The sequence below is a fragment of the Sorangium sp. So ce327 genome (assembly GCF_051530205.1).
In the GTDB taxonomy this organism is placed as follows: Bacteria; Myxococcota_A; Polyangia; order Polyangiales; family Polyangiaceae; genus Sorangium; species Sorangium cellulosum_B.
The window spans coordinates 2271252-2294590 of record NZ_CP150330.1 but is presented as its reverse complement, the minus strand read 5'-3'; the positions used below and the strand labels follow the sequence as shown (position 1 = coordinate 2294590).

Annotated in this window: 14 protein-coding genes; 5 read left to right on the top strand and 9 right to left on the bottom strand. The window is 70.9% G+C overall.

Features of this window, described 5'->3' with window-relative positions; genetic code table 11:
• The first annotated feature begins 22 nt into the window (after nt 1-22).
• Nucleotides 23-340, top strand: coding sequence for a hypothetical protein (locus WME95_RS08620; protein ID WP_437907939.1), 318 nt, complete (start codon nt 23-25; stop codon nt 338-340).
• Nucleotides 341-463: 123 nt separating this feature from the next.
• On the opposite strand, the gene WME95_RS08615 is transcribed toward WME95_RS08620, so the two are convergent.
• The 4 genes from WME95_RS08615 to WME95_RS08600 form a co-directional block, all read right to left on the bottom strand.
• A complete protein-coding gene (locus WME95_RS08615; RefSeq protein ID WP_437907938.1) occupies nt 464-2164 on the bottom strand; it encodes a cellulase family glycosylhydrolase in 1701 nt (566 codons plus the stop codon).
• Between the two features lie 464 nt (nt 2165-2628).
• Entirely contained in the window at nt 2629-3159 is a 531-nt protein-coding gene (locus WME95_RS08610; protein WP_437907937.1) for a hypothetical protein, read from the bottom strand.
• A gap of 8 nt (nt 3160-3167) precedes the next feature.
• Entirely contained in the window at nt 3168-3734 is a 567-nt protein-coding gene (locus WME95_RS08605; protein WP_437907936.1) for a hypothetical protein, read from the bottom strand.
• A gap of 752 nt (nt 3735-4486) precedes the next feature.
• Nucleotides 4487-5470 carry a protein kinase domain-containing protein gene (locus WME95_RS08600; protein WP_437910966.1) on the bottom strand — a complete coding sequence of 328 codons (984 nt, stop codon included), beginning with the start codon at nt 5468-5470 and terminating at the stop codon, nt 4487-4489.
• Nucleotides 5471-5523: 53 nt separating this feature from the next.
• Here WME95_RS08600 and WME95_RS08595 point away from each other — a divergent pair, with 53 nt between their 5' ends.
• Entirely contained in the window at nt 5524-5820 is a 297-nt protein-coding gene (locus WME95_RS08595; protein WP_437907935.1) for an amidohydrolase family protein, read from the top strand.
• Nucleotides 5821-5986: 166 nt separating this feature from the next.
• On the opposite strand, the gene WME95_RS08590 is transcribed toward WME95_RS08595, so the two are convergent.
• From WME95_RS08590 to WME95_RS08570, 5 genes are all read right to left on the bottom strand, one after another.
• Nucleotides 5987-7531 (bottom strand): AAA family ATPase, encoded by a 1545-nt coding sequence (locus WME95_RS08590; protein WP_437907934.1) that lies wholly within the window; start codon nt 7529-7531, stop codon nt 5987-5989.
• Between the two features lie 70 nt (nt 7532-7601).
• Nucleotides 7602-11213 carry a hypothetical protein gene (locus WME95_RS08585; protein WP_437907933.1) on the bottom strand — a complete coding sequence of 1204 codons (3612 nt, stop codon included), beginning with the start codon at nt 11211-11213 and terminating at the stop codon, nt 7602-7604.
• Nucleotides 11210-12838, bottom strand: a complete 1629-nt coding sequence (locus WME95_RS08580) for a VPA1262 family N-terminal domain-containing protein (protein WP_437907932.1) — start codon at nt 12836-12838, stop codon at nt 11210-11212. Before WME95_RS08580 ends, WME95_RS08585 begins: the two co-directional genes overlap by 4 nt.
• 341 nt (nt 12839-13179) lie before the next feature.
• Nucleotides 13180-14691: a serine/threonine-protein kinase gene (locus WME95_RS08575; protein ID WP_437907931.1), complete on the bottom strand. Its 1512-nt coding sequence runs from the start codon at nt 14689-14691 to the stop codon at nt 13180-13182.
• Nucleotides 14688-17168: a FecR domain-containing protein gene (locus WME95_RS08570; RefSeq protein WP_437907930.1), complete on the bottom strand. Its 2481-nt coding sequence runs from the start codon at nt 17166-17168 to the stop codon at nt 14688-14690. Before WME95_RS08570 ends, WME95_RS08575 begins: the two co-directional genes overlap by 4 nt.
• A gap of 68 nt (nt 17169-17236) precedes the next feature.
• On the opposite strand from WME95_RS08570, the gene WME95_RS08565 reads away from it, so the two are divergent.
• The 3 genes from WME95_RS08565 (at nt 17237) to WME95_RS08555 (ending at nt 23339) form a co-directional block, all read left to right on the top strand.
• A complete protein-coding gene (locus WME95_RS08565) occupies nt 17237-19042 on the top strand; it encodes an OmpA family protein (protein WP_437907929.1) in 1806 nt (601 codons plus the stop codon).
• A gap of 24 nt (nt 19043-19066) precedes the next feature.
• Entirely contained in the window at nt 19067-20854 is a 1788-nt protein-coding gene (locus tag WME95_RS08560; protein WP_437907928.1) for an adenylate/guanylate cyclase domain-containing protein, read from the top strand.
• 760 nt (nt 20855-21614) lie between these two features.
• Entirely contained in the window at nt 21615-23339 is a 1725-nt protein-coding gene (locus tag WME95_RS08555) for a DUF1592 domain-containing protein (protein ID WP_437907927.1), read from the top strand.

Sequence of the window (23339 nt, the reverse complement as noted above, 5' to 3'; positions counted from 1 at the left end):
CTCGCTCAGGTACATCCGCGACATGCGTGACGCGTCGACCGAGAGCGGCGGCTTCGTGTGGGCGCACAACCCGACGGCGACGAGCTACACGCCCTCGCTCACGTTCCAGCGCCACCGCATCACGTCCGAGTGCAACGACATCACGGAGACCCTCACCGCGCAGCGGCTCTCGGCGGGGCGCTACCTGATCAAGTACCCCGAGATGGGCAGCGGCACGGCGGTCCCGAGCGGCGCGGCCCTGGCCACCGCATACGGCACGGGCCCCGAATACTGCAACGTGACCGGCTGGAGCACTCCCGCCTCGACCCGTTCGATGACGCGAGCGCCTTCGGTCGGGTAGGTCATGAACCAGGACCTGCCTTCGATCGTCGCTGCGATCGTGCTCGCCGGCGTGGGTCCGGGATGACCCCGACGCGTTTCGCTGAGCGCTGGCGGTCCGTGATCGTCGGCGCCCGATCGCCGGTCAATCCCTGATGCGAATGGCATCTGCGATGATGTAGCCAGGAGCGTTGGTCCACCTGGAGATCAGGACCTTGTTCCATCCCGCGGAGAAGCACCTCCGCCCGACCTCGACCCAGGTGTCGCTGTTGATCTGCTGGTTCGCGTACATGGTGTCGCCCACCTTATGACCTGACGCGTTGAGCGCGACATAGGGCACCGCGCTCGAGCGGCTGTAGTTGCCGTTCCACCAGCCGTCGATGGCCTTGCAGGCGGCGCTCGGCAGGTGGAACCTGAACTCGAAGGCATCGCTCTCGCCCGTCGCGCCGCCGTTGGCCGTGGAGACCTGGTAGCCGGTGCCCCAGTGCTGCGGGGAGTAGGTCGACGGGGTCCAGACCGAGCCCGGCGCGCTCACCTGGGTTCGGTTCGTATCGTTGTTCACGTAGTAGTTGTCCACGATCAGCGGCGCGCTGGGGTCCACCTGCCCGGCCCAGCGCCCCCACAGGCCCATGTAGGGGCGGATCTTGTTCTGCTCGCACGGTCCGTAGAGCCCGTGGCCGCTGCCCCAGTCGTTGCCGCCGACGGCGGGGCAGCTGTACTGCATCTGGAAGACCATGATGGCGTCGACCTGGAACGCCGCCGCTCCCGCGTAGTGCTTTGTATAGTACGCCCTGACCCGATCGAAGGTGTTCGGACCGGACATGCCGAACTCCCCGATGATCACGGGTTTGTTCCATCGCTCGTTGGCGCGCCGGAGATCGTCCTTCTCGCTGTGCATGTCCTCGGCGTTATCGTCGTCATTCTCCTCGACCGGCGTGCCGTCGTCGTACTCGTGAACCGTGACGTAATCGATGTTTGGATCGCCGTAGAGGCTGTCCTTCTGCTGATCGGTCGTCAGGCCAGCCCAGTGCGTGCTGATGAGCCCGGTCGCGACGAGGTGGTTCGGGTCCGTCGCCTTGATGAGGGCCGCCATCTCCTTGTAGAACGCGAGCTCGCGGTCGACGAGCCAGCCGTTGCTCGTGTCCGACACGTTGACTTCATTGACGATCTCCCACGCGAACACGCCAGCGTGATCCTTGAACGACGCCACGATGTTCCAGACGAAGTCCTTGTAGCCGCCGCTGCGCGCGTAGGCCCAGTCGATCCAGGAGTCGTTGAGCGCCTTCAAGGTCAACCCCGGGAGCCGCACCTCGCGGGTGTAGAACGGCTCGTCGCCGTAGACCGCCGAGAGGCCATCTCGACCCTCCCACCGATGGACCTTCTCCAGGAAATTCCCCCCGAGGGTCAGCGTGGCCCGGATGTCGTGCGCCAGCGCCAGGTCGAGGACGGCCCTCAGCCTGCTCTTGATCTCCACCGGATCCCAGTTGCTCCCGGCCATCGCGGTGTTGGGCACGCTGAAACGGACGTGCTTGATGCCTGCCTTCTTCAGCTCGCCCAGGGTGAACACGACCTGGTCCCGCGGCTGGTAGAGGAGGGCGGCGTTCACTCCCACGTGCTTGAAGGGCCTGCCCCGCAGGTAGAAGTCGCCGCCGCGCCGTCCCACGATCTCGCCAGAGCCGTCGCCGGGCACCGCCTTGGCCGCATCGCATTCCTCGCACGCGAGCGGCTGCTCCGCCGAGCCTGCCGGCTCCTCGGCCCCGTCGACGCTCTCCGGCATGTCTGCGCACCCGCTCGATCCGCCGATCCCAGCGACGCAGAGCGCCGCCGCGAACAATCCTCTTCTCATGCTCCGACCTTCCTCGACGTTCATCAGCCTCTTCTCCGCAGGGATGTTGTCTGGGAGTAACGACGACAGTCATCGCCGTGCCCGGCGGGCGCTTGTGCAATCGTGGCGCCATGTCGAGACCGGCGCGGCCATTCGGTGTGCTGGACAACGAAACGATTCGCTCGCCCCATGTTAGGCGGCCGAATTGCGCGCGCATCTCGCGCTTACGTGCCCGCCCGGTGCCCCGAGGGCTGCGGCCCCGCCCTTCCGGGCGAGCCGGCGGCGAGAGGCCCGCGTCGAGCAATTCTTGCTGACTCGGCAGCGCTTGCCTACCGGAGCAACGCAGAACCTGCTCGGTCATTCATCCAGCTCCTCGTCCATCGAGTTCGTCGACGCGTGAAGTCCCACCGGAGTCCCTCACCCCCGACCAGAAGAGCGATCTGATCGCTTCTGAGCGGGGCTCGGGGGGCAGTAGGCGCTCCCGCTCAGGAGCCGGTCTTGGCCGGCTTGGCGGAGACGAAGAAGGCTCCGAGCGCGGCGCCGACGAGGCCGTGAAGCGCGCTCAGATAGATGTTCGCCGTCTTGAGCATGGAAGGGTCGTAGACCGAGGCGATCGCCATCGCGTTGATGATGATCATGTAAAACGCCGAGAACGCGAGGCTGATCTGATAGACGAAGCGCGAGGCATAGCGCTCCTTCGGCCTCTCGTCGTCGCTGTACACCGCGCCCGCGGCCATGGCGCCGACGATGAGCGTCAACGTCGGCAAGATGCTCGCGAGGAGCCAGCCCCAGGCGTCTTGTGCCGAGCTCGCAAGGGGATCGTGGGGCGAGACGGTCCGGATGATCGTCAGGATGAACGCAGGCAGGGCCAGCGCGAGCCAGAGGATGGCGAGCCGCCGCTGGCAGTCACCGAGGAGGAGCGCTGTCTTCGGCGGGCTCTCCACCCGCTCTTCGCGGTCGGGCGTCTCGGCCGGCGGGGTCGCTGTCATTGCAGGGGTCGGGGATGCTGTGCTCATGGCGTACCTTACCTCTGGGAAACTGTGGTCAAATCCTTGAGCAGGCCGCCTTGCTCGAGGTGCTGGTCGGCCTCGACTCGGCTCTCGCTGCTTCTCACGGCGCGGAGCGGATCGGTCTTGTTGTGGCGCACGAACTCATAGACGAGCGCCGTGCACCGGTGGTGCTCGGTATACTTCCCTGTGTTCAGCGAGTCGGGGCGGTAGCCCGGGTCCCCAACGTGCCACCCCGAAACGTCTGTCTCTGTCGGAGGCTTTGTCGGCGCCGAGAGCTCATCGGTCACGACGAAAGCGAAGAATCGATAATGGCCGAGCTTCCCGATGAAGAGGTACTTCAGCCAGCTGCCGAAGGACTCTCGCAGCCTCGGAGGGGTGTGCCCGCTCAGCCAGCGCTGATTGCCGGGCAGCGGAGTCGAGGACCCGTCAAGCTGCTCGATATGCGTGGTTATCACGAAGCCGTTCGGCGCGTCGTGCCACCATAGCCTGTTGGTGTATCCGTGCAACTGGAGCGCGCGCGCGAGGTGGTCGCTGATGTCCTTGAGGGGGGAGGTCCCCTTGCTGAAGGGCCCTTCTCCCATCGCGAAATAGCGTAGTTGGATGTCGGCTCCGGAGGTGGCCAGAAGGATGGTGTGAACGACCTACCGCTCTTTGCCGGCGGCGGTGCCCCGGGCGATTTCATGAAATCATCCTTCATGAAATCATCTCTGGGCGGCCTGGGCGTTGAGGCCGCAGTCTCTGCGGGCCTCGAGGTCTCTGCAGGCGCGCTGGTCGGAGCCAACGCCGCGGTCGTTCGTTCGACGACGCCGCGCGGACGTAGGGGCGGTAGACAGGCGAAGGAGTGGCCCGCCCCTGTCGGCCAACCTCTCTGCTCCGCCATGCATGGCGAATGCCGACGGCGTCGCCCTCTACTTCACCCGGCGATCAAGGGCTCGCTCTGCCGGCAGCGGCGCCGTGACGTCTCGCGGCCGCGCCCCCGTTCGGTGCAATACCCGCAGACCCACGCAAGCCGTGCTCGACTGGGACACCGCTGTCGCTCGTCGGCCTTCGGCCGCGCATGCCCGTGGACGGGGCCGGACGCTCGCGATCCGGCGTCGCCGCGATCGTGCCGCCGGAGCTCCTATCACGGACCGCCCCATCGGATCGCGCCCGGATCGGCCAAGCGGATCGCGGGCAAGCCTCGCGCGGACCCCGCGAGGAGGGGGCGCGGTGCTCGCTCAGGTCAAGGGTCCGCTCCGCGGAGATCCTAGCGAATTCGAGGCCTTGATGTGAGCTGCGCGCCGCGCGGTGGCAGGGCAGGGACGGGATTCAAGCGGGATTTCTGACCCGCGGACTAGCGCCCCCGGCGCACCACCCGCGCGATCTTGCGAGACAGCGCGTCCGGCGCGACCGGATAACGCGCCACGTCCGCGGCGCCCGCCGCGACGAGCGCGTTCATCCGGTCCGAGGAGAGCCCGGACGCACACACGACGGCGCGCACGCCGGGCGCCGCGCGGCCGAGCGCCTCCAGCAGCGCGCACGCGCCTTCCACGTCGGCGCCGGCGTCGATCACCGCCACGCCCAGCCCCGCATCGACCAGCGCGGCGGCGTCCGGCACCTCGGCGAGGTGGATGCCCTGCGCGTCGAGCCCGATCTCGCACGCCTCGCTGAGCCCCTGCCCCGCCGGCGCGAGCCGGAGCAGCGCGACGGTGCGCTCCGGCACGGGCGCGAGCTCCGCCGTCTCGCCGTCCGGCCAGGCCTGCGCCCGCTCCGCCCGGTCGCCGCGCGGCGCGTCCGCCTTGCGCGCGGGCAGCCGCCGCGCCTCGGCCTCCCGCGACATCGCCTCGTCGAGCCGGGAACGCGCCGCCGCGGCGCTCTCCGGGCGCTTCTCCGGCAGCTTCGCCAGCAGATCCAGCCGGAGCCGCTCCAGGAGCGGCGGGACCGGCGGAGCCCCCGGCGGCCGGCGCAGCGGCGGCGGGATCGAGAACATGTGCATCGCCATCAGCTCCACCGCAGGGAGGCCGACGAACGGCGGCGTTCCCTGCAACAGCGCCGTCAGGATGCAGCCGCACGCGTACAGATCGGTGCTCGGGCCCACCGCGAGCGAGCGGCACTGCTCCGGGCTCATGTACTCCGGCGTGCCCGCGACCATGTCCTGCGAGGTGAGCGTCGGCCCGGCGTCGAGCGGGTCGTCGAGGTGCGCCAGGCCGAAGTCGACGACCTTGGCGACCCGCTCCCCGTCCTGCTCGGCGAGCAGCACGTTCTCCGGCTTGAGGTCGCGGTGGACGATGCCGCTCGCGTGCGCGGCGCCCACGCCTTCGAGGATGTCCGCGAACAGGGCCGCGACCTCCGCGAAAGCCGCCGTCCTCGTCGCCGCTGCGGTCGAGCACCTTGACCACGTTCCGGTGCAAAAGACACCTGGCGTCGTTCGGCACGTTCCCGCGGGTACTCGACCATTACAGCCGCGATCTTGGCCTGTTCCGGCTGGAGGAAGCCGTGCGCCGAATGACCTCGCTGCCCGCCGAGCGGATCAGGTTCCGCGACGCGGGCCGCATCGTGCCCGGGTACTGGACGGATTTCGTCGCCTTCGATCCGGCCACGGTGGCGGACAGCACGACGCCGCGACGAGCCTACGCGCCGCCGTCGCGGATCCGCGCCGTCCCGATCACCGGCGAGGTGGTGGCGTAGGACGGCGCGCTGACGAGCATATGCTGCTGGACGACATCGCTGTCTCCAGTGCCGCTGCCGCCGCCTCCTGGGACTGTTCCGCGGTGGCGAACCGCTACCATCCGTCGGAACGAAATTGCGGGATGAACCGTCGGCGGGAGCAGCGTTCACGCTATGCGAGGCGCGATCACGATCGTCGCTTCGCGAGGCGCAGGAGGAAATGATCGACCTCCTCGACCGAGCACCCGCTCGTGCGGGCGATGAAGTGGCCAGCGACGGCAGCGGGAGGATCCTTCCGCTCGTACCTCGGGGCTTTGCCCTCGAGGCAATCGGACTTGTACGTGTCAGGCCAGTCCGGAGCCTGGATATCCCCGACCATCACCGTGGCGAGCGCCTCGACGCCATCGCTCCAGTAACTCACGACCTGAGCATGGATATCCTCGTATTTGTGCCCCCATAATTTCACCTCGATCACCACCCACCGTTCTCCGAAGCTCGTGTGCCGCGCCTTGATGTCCGTGCGCCCTGCCGCAGACTGCGCCTCCCGCTCCACCTTCCAGCCGCGCGGTTCGAGCCCGAGGACCAGGCTCGCCGAAAACACTGCTTCGGGGACGATCTGCTTCTTTCCTTTCTCCTCGCTCCGGAAGAAGTCAGGTGACATGCGGTGGATGCTCGTGAGTACCTCGCTGAGGTCGGCGACGAGCTGCTCGCGAAGGGAGCCTTTGCTGTCCCTCGGATCCTGGACGTCAAGGGTCAAGATGCTCGGGATGATGTCCACCTGGATGTTCGGCTGCCGGAACGCACCGTCGGAACACCGTATCAGTCCCGTCGATCGCAGCATGTCGAAGACCCACTGCTCCCTGATTCTCTGCTTGCCGCTGGCTCCTCTGACGAGCTCGCGCAGCTGCTTCTGGGTCATCCGACCGCCGGAACCCAGGAACTCTCGCCATACACGCACGGGAGCATCCGAGATTTCCTGATCGAAGATCGGATCGCGGACGGAGTCGAGGAACTTGGTGTGCTTATTCCTAAACTGCTCGAAGATCCTCGTCACATCGTGGGGCGATGGCTCTTCGACGGTCCACAGATGCTGAAAACCGAACGTTGCGAGCGCGACGTGCCCTCCGCTCGCGAGCCGGAGCGTCTCGAGCACCTCCGCCGAGAGCGGCGCGCCGCCCTGCCCGAAGGGCTGCGCGAGCCGCTCCAGACCGTCGATGTCGAAAGGCTCCAGTATCTCCGGCGTCAGCCGCGAGAAGAACGACGAGCCGAGCAGCGTGTCGAGCGCCACGAGGCCGATCCCCCCCGCAGCGAAGACGACGATACGCCCCCCTGAGTTTTTGCGGATGTCCTCGAGCTCGTTGAAGAAGGGGCGACCCCATCGAGCATAGCCATCGAGCTCGTCGTACAGCAACACCAGGTGCTCCAGGTCAACAGGAGCCTTGTCGAGGTATGCGTCGAAGAGATCGCGCAGTTTGTTCCGCTTGGAGTAATCCTTCAGTATACCAATGAAATCATCCAGCGCGCCACGCGCCTTGCTCCTGTCCACCAGCTGATCCGCGATGGCCTGGACGGCCGCATCGATGGTCGGCACGGGCCCGGGTGCCTCGAACATGAACACATCGGTCTCGGGCTTCTTGATCTCGCTCTCCAGCTGACGCAGGAAGACGCTCTTCCCCATGCCGCGACAGCCAACGAGGTACCCGCTCTCCCCCCGCAGGATCCTTTCACTCACCTGAGTGAGCAGCGCTTGCCGCTGTACCTGGTGCTTTGGACTGTGACCATCCCATTTGTACGGGTTCTTGTCAGACCTCACCTGAGGCGCTCCTGCTAGGGCTGCGGTTTTCGTGGATAGAGGGTGCGAACCACTCGCGGAACACGCCGGGCACCCACGGCGCGCCGGGATCTCCCGCCACGATGCCGAAGCGCCTGAGCATGAGGAGCGACCGCGACCGCGCGCCGCCGTGCCGCTCCACGATCGCGCCGGCCTGCGTCGCGAAAGCCTGCGACAGGGCCTCGAGCAGCGCGAGCGACTCCGGATAGCGCGCCTCGAGCAGCGCATGAACCTCCGTGCAGAGGGTATGGACCGCGGGGCGCACCAGGAAGATCTGCGCGGCGTCCTCGTGGACGGGATCGGTCGGCACCGGGCGTGGGCGGGTCGGCGGCGCCTGCGCCAGTTCGAAGAGCGCAGCGCCGTACTGGCGCACGAGGAGCGGATGGCCACCCGTCCATCGCCATGAGGTCTCCAGTGTCGCCGGGCCCACGTCGAGGCCCGTGCGCTTGCCCAAGCGCACGAGCAGTTCCTGCGCCTCTTCCTCCCGGAGCGACCCGAGGAACATGTGCTTTGCCCACCCTGCGAGCGGGTTCGTGAATCCGCCGAGCAACGGTGCATCGAGGAAGCTCGGATCCCGCCCGATCAGCGCGAGGGAGACCCGCCGGGTGGCCTGCGCCTCCGCCCTCAGGAGCGCGAGGAGCCGCTCGACGCCGGCCATGCCCGGCTCGCCGCTGTACCCTTCGAAGAGCAGGTCGTACTCGTCGAGGATGAAACATAGGGGCAGCCCGGTGCGCTCCAGCGCGAGCTTCAGCAGACCGCGCATCCTGTCGATCGGGTCGAGCGCTGCCCGCAGCGACAGATCGGTCCAGCCGTCGTTGCCCGCGACGCTTTGCGCGTGCAGCAGCTGGATCCCGGTGAAGGCGTCCTGGGGGGGCGGCACAGCGCCTTCCGTGACGCCTGCCAGCGCGAGCCTGTCCTCGAGCACCGCAATCAGCCGCTCGACCAGCATGGGCAGCCCCCTGCCGGCCACGCTCTGCACATCCAGCGAGACCACGAGCGCCTCGGACTCGGCCTCGGGCAGCGGCACGCTGAGCGACTCGAACATGCCGCGCCGGGCACCGATGGGGTCGAGCCGCTCCGCGACAGCGCGGAGCAGCGAGCTCTTGCCGACCTTGCGCAGGCCGACAACCCCCACCGCCTCGCCGTGCAGCAGCTGAGCGGCGAGACGATCGATCTCCACGCGCCTGCCCACGAGGGCGCTACCGCGCACGGGGTCGCGGTAGTCGAAGAGATCGAAGGCGGGCAGGTGGTCGCGCAACATCTCGGCGAGAGGTGCGAAACGGCTGCCGTCCGGCGGCCAGGGGATACGCTGTCCCCAGGGGCCAGCCAGCATGGGGAGCCTCCTGGGGAGATCTGGCTGATCGTTGGCGACCACGATCAGGTCCGGATCGATGTGGGCGGCACCCTGGGGCTCCTGCAGCGCTACGCGAAGAGCGCGCCCGCGGACCTGGCCATGCACGACGAGAATTCGGACCTCGGGAGAGAGCCCGAACCGCTCGTGGAGCGCGGAGGGCAGCGAGGCCTGGAGGAGCCAGGATGCTCCTGCGGCGTCGAGGGGGCCGAGGCGTACGATCGAGCAGCCGTCCGCGTCGAGGCGACGGAGGAACTCAGCTCCCCAGGGAATGCTGCGCGCGAGGTCGCCGCGACGGCGCGCCCGCTCGGTTTGCGGCGGTGCCTCGGCAGCCTCTTCCTCAAGCGCGAGTCTCAGAGCGCGGGCGAGCTCTTCCAGCGAGTCCGGGAACTCTCGGTCCTGGCGATCGACCGCCCGGCGTCCCGAGCGGACCTTCGCGAGCATCGCCCACTGATGCGCGTCCCGTAGCGCCCGCTCAAGGTCGGCCCCCACCTCGCGCAGTAATGGGACGAGGCGATCGACGGGTACCCCATTCTTCCAAAGGAACCACCCCGCGGCGGAGAGCATCCGGGCGTCGCTGGCGATCGCCGGAACCGCGCGCCGGAGCGCATCCTCGAGGTCCTCATCGAAAAGAGCGGTCATGAACGCGAAGCAGAGGGGGACCAGCTCTTGCTTCTTCTCCTCGAAATCATGCGCCGACGTGAGCCAGAGCCGCCGGGCAACCTCGTACAGGTCCCAGAAAAATGCTTGGGCCGGCGTGCCATCCCGACCGGACTCTTTCTCGCGGACGCGCCAGTTCGCCGCCGCGTACAGGCCAATGCGGAGGAGAAGGACGCTGCCAAGGTCGTCGTCCAGGTCCTCGTATCGATAGCCGAAGAGAGAACGACGGCGCTGGGACTCGAGCTTGATGTAGGTCGCGCGAAAGAGCGCAGACGGATCGGGCATCCGAGAGAGCAGGAAGCCGAAGCGCTGCGGCACGTCGATCATCGACGAGCCGTGCTGAACCAGCGAGAGCCCTGGATCTCTCCCCACCAGCAGCTCCTCGAACCACCACCAGAATGCATCGAGCTCTTCTTGTAAGCGGGGATCGTGGCCCAGCATGACAGCGGCGCCGAGGAGCAGGGGCAGCCCCTCGCCGCTCAGCGTCCGCGCGCCTTCCCCCTCGGACGCTCCCACCTGGCGGGAACTCGCCCGGAGCCGTCGCCTTGCCTGGTTCCGCGCGTGATCCTGCTCCGCTATGGCAACGGCGGCCGTCCACGCCCCGCGCACATCGCCAACGCCGAGACCGGCGGAGGCGAGGGATTGAGCGAGGATGCGGAACGCCTGCTGCTCGGCCATCCAGGCATCCCTCTGGCGAGGCTCCTGGCGAAGAAGCTCCTTGCGAGCGAGATCGCTCAGCAGGCCAAGAGCGATGGGCCGGCCGTCGGCTCGGGCGAGGAGAACGCCGAACGCCTTGTGCATCCACTCCGGGAGCTCCTGGTTCTCGAGCGCACTCAGCTCCCCCTCTGTCTCCTTGCGCTCTCCACCTGGAGCTCGCCCCCGGGATTCTACGGCCTGGTGTAGCGCCCGGGCATGCGCGACGATCTCCTGGGCCACAAGCAGGGCGACCACGCTGCGAGGCTCGACCCAGTGGCCTTGCGCGTCGAAGACGCACGGGGCGACGCGAAGCAGCTCCTCGAGGCGGTCTCGGTCCTCTTGAAGGTGCGTGTAGAAAAAGAACGCCATCCTCATCGCGCCCGGCCATGGAAGGAGATCGACGGCCTCGCACCATGCAGCTGGATCGACGAAGAGCAGCAGGCTCAGGGGATAGAATGGGATATCCTCGCGATAGGATACATGATCCTTGTATCGAGGACCCCAGACCGCGAATGGATCTGTCTCCTCCTTCCATGTGCGCGCCTGAGCGCTGATAACCTCGGCGTCGAACTCCGGCGAGAGGAGCAGCACCTCTGGATCCACCGAGGCCCTCCTGACCTCGGCGAGCAGGACGTCGACCCACGCGCGCCGTCGCTCCTCGTCACCTCGCACGAGCGCGGCGAAGCTGTCGTAGAACGCATCCCACCGCTCCGCGCGGGCGTGGGTGAGCGCTTCGTGCGCGCGGTCGAGCGACTCCGCGCTGGGCAGCCCTAGCGCGATCTCACGCGCGAGCGCCCGAGCCTCTTCTAGCTCCTCCGGACGAGGAGGTCGCTCGTACCCCGAGCCGCGCGACGCGGCGAAGCGAGGATCCCTCATATCCCCTCTCGCCTCTCGACCTGATCCGTTCGGCCTTGCGCCCACAGGCGTAGGTCCATTGCATCGTCCCAGGCTCTGAGCAGGCGCTCGATGACCGGTGCCGGATCCGGCATTGCGATCATCATGGTGCCGCGGGCGCCGAACGTGTGGAGCGGGGAGCCGAGGAGCCATGCTCGACCATCGACAACCAGGAACTGATCGTGGATGGAGGGCGGATCGCCCGTCATCACGCGAATGTCGATGGGGCTCATGCGCTCCTGGGAGGTGAGCCGCTCGACCTCTGCGAGCAGAGCCGCTCCTAGATCGACGCCGGGCCTTGCTTGCGGGTGCGATTGCCGCAGGATCTCCGCCGAGCTCAGGATGCGGATCGGAACATCCTCTTGAGCGACTGCGAGGGCGAACGTGAACAGCTCGTCGGGTCCAAAATGAGGATCGACGATCAACACCTCACGCCGAGCTCCATGGATGAGCGCCCTCAGGGCGTCGGCTGCCTCTTCTTGCTGCCCGGAAAACCACCGCTGATCCTGCGCGCTGGCCTGCCCGCGCTTCCTCCTCGCGTGGTGCGCCTCGCTCACGCGTGCGCGCGCCGAAGGAGCGTTCGCCCTCTGGTTCCCGATGGTGGTGATCTCGGGCTTTCCCATGCGGTTCACTTCGTAGGATGCGCCGGGAGCTTTCCCTCTCACGCTCATCTGCCGGGTGACCAGTCCCATGCTGATCTGGAAGCTCTTGATGAAGCGGCCTTCGTGGTAGGACGCCGCGAGCACCCCTCGCTTCGGATCGAGCACGTCTTCCCGCGTCCCCTGCACCTCCCGCTCGAAGTCGAGGCGCAGCAGCGGGCTCTTCACGACCACGTGCCGCACGTCCAGCGGCCCCCAGGGCTCCTTCTCGGTGTACGTGAGCTCCAGCCCCTCCACGGATTTCCCTGCCCGCGGCTGGAACCGCACCAGCACCGACTCCCGCGGGGGCGTCCTCGGCAACAGGCGCGTTCCCAGCGAGCGGTACACCGGGTTCGGCGCCACGAGGTGCACCGAGCCCCAGTACTCCGGATAATCCTCCAGGGAGAAGTGCAGCCGCTCCGACAGCCACCGCACCATGTCCATCCGCTCACGCTCGCCCGGCCAGAGCTTCTCCGTCGCGAAGTCGGCGAGCGGGACCAGGTGGTGGACCCGCGGGTGCTCGTGCCATGCCGGGCAGAACGGCACGGTGTCGCTCTCTCCCGACACGCACACCAGCGTGGGCCACGGGGGCTCCTCCCCGAGGTCGGCCAGCACGACCCTGATCGCCGACGCATCCGACGCGTCCGGGAGCTCGCCCACGTCGTTTGGCAGCACGGCCACCCCACGCCGACAGTCCAGGTGCCACGCCAGCGCTCGCCGCGCCGGCACGACCACGCGGCACACAGAGACCCGGTGCGCGCTACCCTCTCCAGGCTGCCGCTGCTGCTCACCGTCATCCAGCGGGGGCGGCACCTCGATTGGAAGGAGTTCGACCAGCGCGAAGAGCAGCGTTCGCTCGTTCGTCTCTGCGTTCCGATCCCAGGCGAGGTGCAGCACGGCCCGCTCGTAGTCCTCATCGAGGGTGGCGAGCGGATCTGCGGGGCGCGGCGCCTCCTCCTGGATCAGCATGGCGCTCGATCTTGCCCCATGCACGGCCCCTCCGGCAACCGGGGTCGTGGGCAGCGCGTCGGGCCGCTGCCCCTTGAGCGCCGTCTCCCGCGGCCAGCAGCTGCCGAGGATGGCTCCCGGCGCGACCACGTTCGAGGTGACGCATCGAGCCCCTCGGCTCGCGCCTCGCGTTGCCACCCGCGGTGATGCTCCGCTGCGAACATTTCACTCAGTGCCTCGCTGGAACATATCGATAACCAACGTGCCAACATCGTCCGGAGGAATGCCGCCGTCGACAATGAGGGAATGATGGCGGCCCGGCACCACCGGCGGGAAACCCAGGCGGGACTTCCACCCGCGGACTAGCGCCCCCGGCGCACCACCCGCGCGATCTTGCGAGACAGCGCGTCCGGCGCGACCGGATAACGCGCCACGTCCGCGGCGCCCGCCGCGACGAGCGCGTTCATCCGGTCCGAGGAGAGCCCGGACGCGCACACGACGGCGCGCACGCCGGGCGTCGAGCGGCCGAGCGCCTCCAGCAGCGCGCACGCGCCTTCCACGTCGGCGCCGGCGTCGATCACCGCCACGCCCAGCCCCGCATCGACCAGCGCGGCGGCGTCCGGCACCTCGGCGAGGTGGATGCCCTGCGCGTCGAGCCCGATCTCGCACGCCTCGCTGAGCCCCTGCCCCGCCGGCGCGAGCCGGAGCAGCGCGACGGTGCGCTCCGGCACGGGCGCGAGCTCCGCCGTCTCGCCGTCCGGCCAGGCCTGCGCCCGCTCCGCCCGGTCGCCGCGCGGCGCGTCCGCCTTGCGCGCGGGCAGCCGCCGCGCCTCGGCCTCCCGCGACATCGCCTCGTCGAGCCGGGAACGCGCCGCCGCGGCGCTCTCCGGGCGCTTCTCCGGCAGCTTCGCCAGCAGATCCAGCCGGAGCCGCTCCAGGAGCGGCGGGACCGGCGGAGCCCCCGGCGGCCGGCGCAGCGGCGGCGGGATCGAGAACATGTGCATCGCCATCAGCTCCACCGCAGGGAGGCCGACGAACGGCGGCGTTCCCTGCAACAGCGCCGTCAGGATGCAGCCGCACGCGTACAGATCGGTGCTCGGGCCCACCGCGAGCGAGCGGCACTGCTCCGGGCTCATGTACTCCGGCGTGCCCGCGACCATGTCCTGCGAGGTGAGCGTCGGCCCGGCGTCGAGCGGGTCGTCGAGGTGCGCCAGGCCGAAGTCGACGACCTTGGCGACCCGCTCCCCGTCCTGCTCGGCGAGCAGCACGTTCTCCGGCTTGAGGTCGCGGTGGACGATGCCGCTCGCGTGCGCGGCGCCCACGCCTTCGAGGATGTCCGCGAACAGGGCCGCGACCTCCGCGAGCGGCAGCAGCTCGCGCGACGCCCGGAGCAGCGCGCCGAGCGACTGCCCCTTGAGCAGCTCCATCACGAGGTAGATCGAGCCGTCGCCGTCGTCCTCGTCGCCCCCGAGGTCGAGCACCTTGACCACGTTCCGGTGCACGAGCCGCGACGCGGCGCGCGCCTCGCGGAAGAACCTCCGCCGGCTCTCCGGGAGCATCGCGACGTGCGGGTGCATCGTCTTCACCGCGACCGGAACGCCGAGGAGCACGTGCTCCGCCTCGTAGACCTCCCCCATCCCGCCCGCGCCGAGCAGCCGCACGAGGTTGTACTTCCCGCCGAGGACCCGCCCGGCGCGCGCCCGCTGCGCCGCGCCCGCGCCGGGCTCCTCCGAGGGGAGCGTCTCCGCGGCCGGGAAGCGGTCGGCGCGCGGTCGAGGCGCCGGCGCCCGCCCGTCCGCCGCCCGCTGGCCCTTCAGCACGGTGCGGTCGGGGTCCCCGTCCGGCGGCGGGCGCTCGCCGTCGCCCGCGCTCACGGCGACGCCTCGCGGAAGCCCACCGCGATCTGCGCCGTCACCGGGCCCTCGCCCTCGTCGCGCCACGGGCTCACCCGCACCGACAGCGCCCCAAAGAGCGCGCCGCCCGCCTCCACGCCCGCCGACAGCCCGCCGAGCACGTCGTCCGCCCTGACCTCCCGGTCGACGAGGTGCAGATCCAGCGCGCCGTGCAGCCGCAGCCACGGCGCCGGATCCGCCGTCGCCCCCGCCAGCAGGAAGCCCTGCACGGCCGGCGTGGCCGGCTCGCCGCCCGCCGCCGCGCCCTCCCCCCCCGCCGCGCCGCCGCCCGCGCCGACGGCCGCGCCGTCGCCCGAGGCGCGGATGCGGGCCCCGACATCGGCCACCCAGGTGAACCGGCCCGCGGCGCCGCCGAGCGCGATCCCGGGCTCGATGCGGAGCGGCGGGCTCCCGTCGGCCATGGGCACGCCCAGGCGGAGCGTGGGGCCGAGCTCGAGCTCCGAGCGCCCGAGGCGCAGGACGCGCGCGCGCGCGCCGAACCAGCCGGTGCTGCCCGCGCCCGCGCCATCCCCCTCGCCGGCCGGGTTCGAGCGGAGCGCGACGTCGAGGCCCAGCGGGCCGATCGCGCCGCTCGCGCGCACCTGCCCCGCGGCGACCCAGCCGCCCCCGGAGCGCGCCGCGGCCGCGCCGACGGCGGCGACCGAGGGCGGCGTCGGCGCGAGCCAGAGCCCGTCGGCCACCCCGGACATCGGGAGGAGCGGGAGGTACGCGCCCAGCACGGGCGCGGCCGGGGGCGCGGGCGGAGGCGCGGCGCGCGGCGCCTCGGGCGCGGCGGGCAGCTCGGCGTCGCTCGTCCCGATCACGCCGCCGCGGCCGTCGGCGACGTCGAGCCGGACGCGCAGCGGCTCGCCGGGGCGCAGCGCCTCCCGGGGCAGCGGGATCCGCGCCGTCAGGGCGCCGCCGCGATCGCCGCCGGCGAGCGCGGCGGAGCGCACCCCCCCCGGCAGGTGGGCGAAGAGCCGCGGCGCCACCCGCCGCGCGACGTCGACCCCGGCGAGCCCCTCCAGCTCGACCCGGGCCTCGATCACCGTCCCGCCCGTCCCGCCCGTCCCGCCCGTCCCGCCCGGCGCCGGCGTCACCTCGCGCGCGGCCGAGACCACCGCGCCCACCTTCGTGTACCGGACCGGGAGCGACGTCGCCGCGCCGGGAACCGCGCTGCCCCGCTCGCGCAGCCGGAGCGCGCGCGGGGCGCGCTGGAGCAGATCGATGCGCTCGGGGACGGGGCCGAACGGGCCGTCGTCGAGCGAGAGCTCGAGCGCGGGAGACGGCGTGAGCTCGATGATCCCGTACGGGTTCGCGGTGATCTCCTGCGCCGCCGGGACGACGCCCCCGGCGGCCCGCGCGGCGACGAGGTGGAACCTGCGCACCGCGCCCACCCCCAGGTACTCCTCGCGATCGACGACCCGGACCCGGAGGAAATAGGCGCCCGCCGGCATCTTCTCCCCGCGGAACGACAGGACGTCCGGCTTCACCTCCTCGCGGGCGATGAGCTCGTTGAACTCCGGGTCGCGCGCGATCTCGACGCGGTAGCCGCCCGCGGCCGGCGCCGGCTTCCACGACGCCGACAGGACGCCGAGCCCCTCCGGGGCGAGCGCGATCTGCGCGGCGTCCGCGGTCGTCCATTCGACCGGCGCCGGCAGCGGGCGCGGGCGCGCGGGCGGCGCTCTGCCCACGAACCGGGTGCCGTGGTCCTTCGGGACCACGACGGAGAGGCCGCCCGACGTGACGCCCGCCTTGCCGTCGAACACCGCGACCGTCGTCCGCTCCCCGCGCCGCTGCACCACCGTGTCCCGCGACGACGCGCTCACGCGGCCGCCCCCGCTCGCGGCGACCTCGACCGACTGGCCCCGCAGCGCGGCGAGCGCCGCCTTCACCTCGCCGTCCGCGAGCTCGACGGCCGCGGGCGGCGTCTTCGATACCCGCGCTCGGCTCGCCGTGCCGTAGATGACGACGAGCGTATTCGGCGCGAGGAGCACCCGAGTCCGATCCACAAACTCGATATCTGCCCTCCCCTCATCCAGCGTGTTGACGCTCGAGTTCGTGAGCAGGGGCATCCCCTGAGCCGCGGGCGACCAGGCGCCGCCGGCCGGGCGCGCGCGCACGTCCGGGTGCATCGACCGGAGCTTCGCGTCGGGGATCGACGTCACCTCGGCCGGGAGGACCAGCGTGAGCCCCTCGGCGAGCGTCGTGCCCGGGCCGCACGCGACGCGGTTGTACCGCTGGATCAGCGCTGCATGCTTGGACGAGCCGTAGAGGACCGCCGCGATGTCGTCGCAGGTCTCTCCCGCCTGCACGCCCCATTGAATGACCGCCTCCGGATATCCGGGCGTCGGCTCTCTGGCGCTCGCCGAGCCGACGTATCCAGCGTGGATCGCAGCGTGGGTGGCGCAGCCGAGGAGCACCGAGATAGCGACGGACTGGCCATTTGACGGTGCCACGGCAGCGGCACGCTACCGGATCGAGATCGGCGTTGCAAGGGACCAGGCAATAGGATACGAGCAGACCGATGGCGTATTGGTCGGCGCGCGTCATCGCGCCCCTCCTGGCCTCCCCGCTGCTCTTCGCGGCGGCCACGGTTTCCATGCCGGCCGCAGCGCAGGAGGCCACAGCGCTCGACAGGCTCGCTCCCGCGCCCGCGGGCGACGGGCTATCCACTGTCCCTTCTGCCGGCGTATCGGGGGAGCTCCGGCCCGCGGTCGGACTTCTGTTCTCCTATTCTCATCAACCCCTCAGCCTGCGCGGGACTGCGCCTGCCGGGTCGGTAACGTGGGTGGGCCGGCAGGCGATCCTCCACGCGCTCGCGAGCGTCGAGCTCCTGCGCCGGATCAAGCTCGATCTCGACGCGCCGCTCGTGCTGGACCAGGGCGGCGCGTCCGGCGCGCTCGGGACCATCCGCGTCACGGCGCCCGCCGGCGGCGCCACGCTCGGCGATCTCCAGGCGGGCGGGAGGGTGACGCTCCTGCCCCAGGAGGGCCTCCGGCCGGCGGCGGCGCTCGGGCTCTCCGTCTGGCTGCCGACGGGAGACGAGGCGGCGTTCGCCGGCGCGGGCGCCGTGCGCTACGCGCCGCGGGTGATCGTCGGGGCCGAGCACCCGGGCTTCCGCTGGTCGGCCTCGGCGGGGGGCCGGTTCCAGAGGGCCTCTGCGGACAGCCTGACGGGCAGCGAGGTCCTCTTCACGGCGGGCGCGGGCGTCCGCAAAGGCCCGCTGCAGCTCGGGTCGGAGCTCTCCGTCTGGGCCGCCGCCGGCGAGGGGTCGGCGCTCGAGGTCCCCGGCCGCGCGGGCGGCGAGCTCCTGCTCACCGCCCGCTGGTCGCTCGGCCCCCTCACGCTCGACGCGGGCGCGGGCCCTGGCTTCGGGCGGCTGCCCGGCACGCCGAAGGCGCGCTTCTTCGCGGGGATAGGCATCGCCGCGGACGTCGTTCCGTCGGCGCCCCCTGCCGCCGCCCCCTCGGCCGTCGCCGGCGCGCCCGCCGGGACGAAGGGCGCTCGCGGCGCGACGCCGGCCGCGCCTCCGGCCGCCGACTTCGACGGGGATTCGGTCCCCGACGCGGAGGACGCCTGCCCCCGGGTCATCGGCGAGGCGCGCCCGCCCGCCGCGGCGGCGGGCGCCCGACCGGCGTTCCGCCGCGGTTGCCCGCCGGATCGGGACGACGACGGGATCTACGATGTCGACGATCGCTGCCCGGACGTGCCGGGGGTCAGCAGCGCGGCCGCCGACGCGGGACCGGGCGGCGCGGGGTCCGGGGTCACGGCCGAGGCCGCCGCAAACGCCGGGTCCCAGCCTGCGTCGAAGCACGGGTGCCCCGCGGACACGGACGGCGACGGCATCCCCAACGCCGCGGACGCCTGCCCCTACGAGCGCGGCAAGCCGAGCGAGGATCGCGCGACGCACGGCTGCCCGTTCGCTGTGCGCATCGAGGGCTCGCAGATCGTGATCCTCCAGCAGGTCCAGTTCCGGACGGGCCGGGCCGAGATCGAGCCGGAGAGCTTCGAGCTGCTCTCCGAGGTCGCGGCCGTCCTCGAGGAGCACCCCGAGATCGCCCGGGTCGCGGTCGACGGCCACACGGACAACCAGGGCGCCGCCCAGGCGAACCTGAGCCTCTCGCAGCGCCGCGCGCTCGCCGTCGTCGCGTGGCTGACCGCGCACGGCATCGACGCCCGCCGCCTCGAAGCGCGCGGCTTCGGCGCGCGCCGCCCCCTCGCCGACAACCGCACCCGGGACGGCCGGGCCAAGAACCGCAGGGTGGAGTTCCAGATCCGCAAGCGCACCGACGAGGGCGCGGCCGGCTGGAAGGACGGCCCTCTTGAGTGACGCATCGCCCGCGGAGGCCTCCACGTGAGGGAATTCTCGCTCAAGACGAAGGCGATCGCGCTCTTCACGGCGATGGGCCTCGTCCCGGTCGCCGTCGCCGTGACGCTCCTCATCGACGTGAACCGGCGCGCCGTGCGGACCTCCGAGGAGAGACTGCAGACGGCGATCCTCTCCGAGGTGGCCTCGGCCTCGATCCAGCTCGTCCGCGACGTCGAGAGCGATGCCGTCGCGGCGGCGGCCATCTTCGGCCACGCCGCGGGCGGCGCCATCCGGGACGAGGACGCTGTCGCGTCGGTGCGCGCCCTCGTCGCGACGCGCGGGCTCGTCGACGCGGTGCGGCTCGAGGTGCCCGACGCGGGGATCAGCACCGTGATCCGCAAGGCGTCGTCCGACGCCGACGTCCCCGCCGCGCCGGCAGCGCTGCGAAAGCTCGCGGACGAGCGCGGCGTCGGCTTCGGCGTGATCGGGCCGGCCCGCGGCCTCCTCGTCGCCCGCGTGCGGCCCGCCGGCGACGCGGGCGCCGGGGCCGCGGCGCCGCCTCCTCCGGGCGGCCCGGCAGGCTACGTGGTCGCCGAGGTGCCGCTCGACATGCTCGGGCTCAACCTCGAGTTGATCGCCGGGCGCCGCCTCGGGAGCCGCGCGGTGCGCCTGCTCATCGCGGGCCACGACCGCCAGGCGATCGCGGCGCTCGGGGTGCCGGGCGTCGCGCCGGGCAGCGACGTCTCGTCCTTGCCGATCTGGCGCAACCTCCCCTCGGGCGCGGGGTTGAACGACAGGATCGGCGTGCTCGCCCCGCACGACGAGGGCGGCCAGCGGATGATCGGCGCCATCGAGACGGTGCCCGACCTCGGCTGGGCGGTCGCGATCTGGCGCCCCGAGCCGGAGGCCTTCGCCGCGCTCGACGAGATGCGGCGCCGCGGCGTCGCCGTCGCCGCGGGCGCGCTCGTCCTCGCGCTCGCCCTCGCGCTCGTCACCGCCCGCCACGTGACGCGCCCCATCCTCCACCTCGTCGCGCAGGCGCGGCTCATCGGCGCCCGGCGCTGGCGCGAGATCGCGCTCGGCGACGCGCTCCGGGGGCGGCGCGACGAGATCGGCGAGCTCACGACCTCCCTCGGCCGCATGGCCCAGGACCTCGAGCAGGGCGAGGCGGACATCGCCCGGGAGGCGAAGCTCCGCGGCGATCTCGGCCGGTTCATGGACAAGGCGGTCGTCGACGCGATCGTGCGGGGCGAGCACCCGCTCGCCCTGGGCGGCAAGCGGGCGGCCGTGTCGGTGCTCTTCGCCGACGTCGTCGGCTTCACCCCGCTCGCCGAGTCGCGCGACGCCGAGCGGATGGTCGCCCTCCTCAACGAGCTCTTCTCGATGCTCACCGAGATCGTGTTCCGGCACGGGGGCACGGTCGACAAGTTCATCGGCGATTGCGTCATGGCCGTCTGGGGCGCCCCGATCGCGCAGGAGGATCACGCGCGGCGCGCGCTCGCGGCCGCGGAGGACATGATGCGCTTCCTCGAGACGGCGAACGAGGAGTGGCGCGAGCGGTACGACGTCGAGGTCCGCCTCGGCGTGGGCGTGAACTCCGGAGAGGCCATCGTCGGCAACATCGGCTCCGACAAGCGGATGGAGTACACGGTGATAGGCGACGTGGTGAACGTGGCCTCACGGCTCGAGGCGATCGCGGCGCCGAACCAGGTGCTTGTCTCCGCGGCGACGAGGGACCTCGCCGGCGACGCCTTCCCGCTGCGCGCGCTGGGCGAGCGCAACCTCACGGGGCGAAAGACGACCACGGCCGTGTACGCGCTCGATCCGGACTGAAGCGCGCACAGCGCGCCCGCGCGCGCGCCCGTCAACGCGCGGTGGGGAGTTCCCCCGGCCTGCCGAAGGAACGGCCCCGCCAGGGCGCCCCAGGACACCGAGATTTCTGTCGGTGTCTCATGACGTCTTGGCGGCTCAAGAAGCCCCGCCTTCGGCCAAAGTACCCATCCATCGGTGTTCTCCAAGCTCGTTCGGCCGCGCGAAGGGCCCTGAACGCGCTTGGTCAACGCCGATGCCCCCTCGGTCGAGCGCGCCGGCGGAGGGGATATTGCTCCTCCGGGCACCCGAACGACGTGCACATCCCATTCAGGTCAGAGCAAAAAGATACCGTTTCGCCAATTTGTGAACGATCACAACCCCGGCGCAGGCGCACCTCGCGCGATCGCGGCGGCCGGCGCCCGCCTCTTGACGCAGCGATCCGGAGGAGCTCGCCAGCCCTGCCCTCCCCTCGCCTCACGGAGTTGCGCGGGCCGGTCGATTGGCGTTGACCTCGGCCATGTGATCGTTCACATTTGGGTCAAGGGGTATCCTTTTGCTTCGCGCATGAGCGGGTCGCCCTGTGCGCCGCCCCTTCGTCATCCAATCGAGTCCTTGTCGATTCCAGAGCTCCGTTCGCCCGACCGCCGCGAGAGCGATGGCCGAGCGATGGTGCTTGGTGTTCTTACCGAGGGTGAGCCACCGGAGGGCACCACGGACCGTCGTCGATTCGACGGGGGTCGATAAATCCTCGGTACGGTCCGTCGCATCATCGGAGAGCAAGATGAAGAAGCCGTCCTGGCACGAGCTCCGTTTCTCAAGAGAAGTCGCCTGCGTTTGCGCGCTCGCCTTCGCGGCCGCGTGCACTGGCGCGCTGGGTGACAACACGACGGAGGGCGCCGGGTCGTCCTCTGTCGGCGGCGACGGAACACCGACGGACTCGGATGTCGGCGGCGACGGCTCACCGACGGGCTCGGACCCGCCGCAGTTCCAACCCGCGACAGGGATGCTGCGCCGTTTGACGAGAACGCAATTTCGCAACGCCGTGCGCGACGTCTTCGGCGTGGACGTCAATCTCAATGACCTCGACGCCGACAGCTGGAACGGGAACTTTGCGGTCATCGGCGCCGCGACCGTCGTGACCTCGGAGCGAGGCGTCGAGCAGTACCATGCGGCCATCGAGGGCGCCGTCGACGCGGTGTTCGCGGATCCCGCGAGGCGAGACCAGTTCATCGGCTGCGCGCCCAGCGGCGCGGAGAACGACGCGTGCGTGCGCGGCTTCATCGAGGCGCTGGGGCTCCGTGCGTGGCGCCGCCCGCTCGAGGCCGCCGAGGTCGACCGGCTCGCGGCCGTCGCCGCGAACGCCGCGACCCAGCTCGAGAGCGCCGTCGAGGGGGCCCGCTGGGCGACAGTGGCCCTCTTCACGTCTCCGAACTTCCTGTATCGCCCGGAGCTCGGCGCTCCGAGCGCCGACGGCTCGCTTCGCTTGACGGGCTACGAGATGGCGTCCCGGCTCGCGTTCTTGCTGTGGAACAGCCTGCCAGACCAGGAGCTGCTCGACCAGGCCGCGAGCGGGGGGCTCGCAACGGTGGAGGGGCTCCGCGCCGCGGCGACGCGGCTGCTCGAGGCGCCTGCCGGGCGCGAGGCGGTCGGCGCCTTCGCCGAGGAGTACATGCGGCTCGATCGGATCGGCACGCAGGCAAAAGACACGGGGCTCTTTCCGGAGTACAGCCCCGCGCTGCGAGCGGCGATGGTCCGCGACATGCGGGGCACCTGGGAGGTGCTCGCGTTCGACGATCAAGCGAGCGCGCTCGACCTGTTCTCGACAACGAAGGTCGTCGTCAACACCGAGCTCGCCCAGCTCTACGGTCTCGACACGGCCGGCCTCGGCTCGAGCGCCTTCGAGGTCCGCTCGTTGCCCGCGGACGGCCCGCGCGTCGGGATCCTCAGCAAAGCGGGCTTCCTCTCGCAGTTCGCGAACCAGAAGGAGGGCTCTCCCACGTTGCGCGGCAAGTTCATGCGTGACGCGCTCATGTGCACGCCCATCCCGCCGCCCCCCGGCGACGTCGCCCTCGAGCTCCCGGAGCCGCCCGCGGACAAGCCCCTCACGAAGCGTCAGCGGCTCGAGATCCACCGGACCGAGCCCGCCTGCGCCGGCTGCCACTCGTACATGGACCCGCTGGGCCTGCCGCTCGAGACGTTCGACGCGATCGGCCGCTTCCGCACGACCGACCACGGCCTGCCGATCGACCCGAGCGGCGAGTTCGACGGGGTGCCTGTCGCCGACGCGCGCGCGCTCGGCGTGACCCTCAGCTCGGACGCGTCGGTCGCGGAGTGCCTCGTCCGCAAGTACTACACGTATGCAGCGGGTCACGAGGAGAGAGACGTGGACGAGCGCGTGCTGAACGCGCTGACCGCCTCGTTCGAAGGGTCGGGGTACAGGCTGCGCGAGCTGGTCCTCGACGTCGTGACCAACGACGCTTTCTCGTCCGTCGCCCCCCAACCCTGA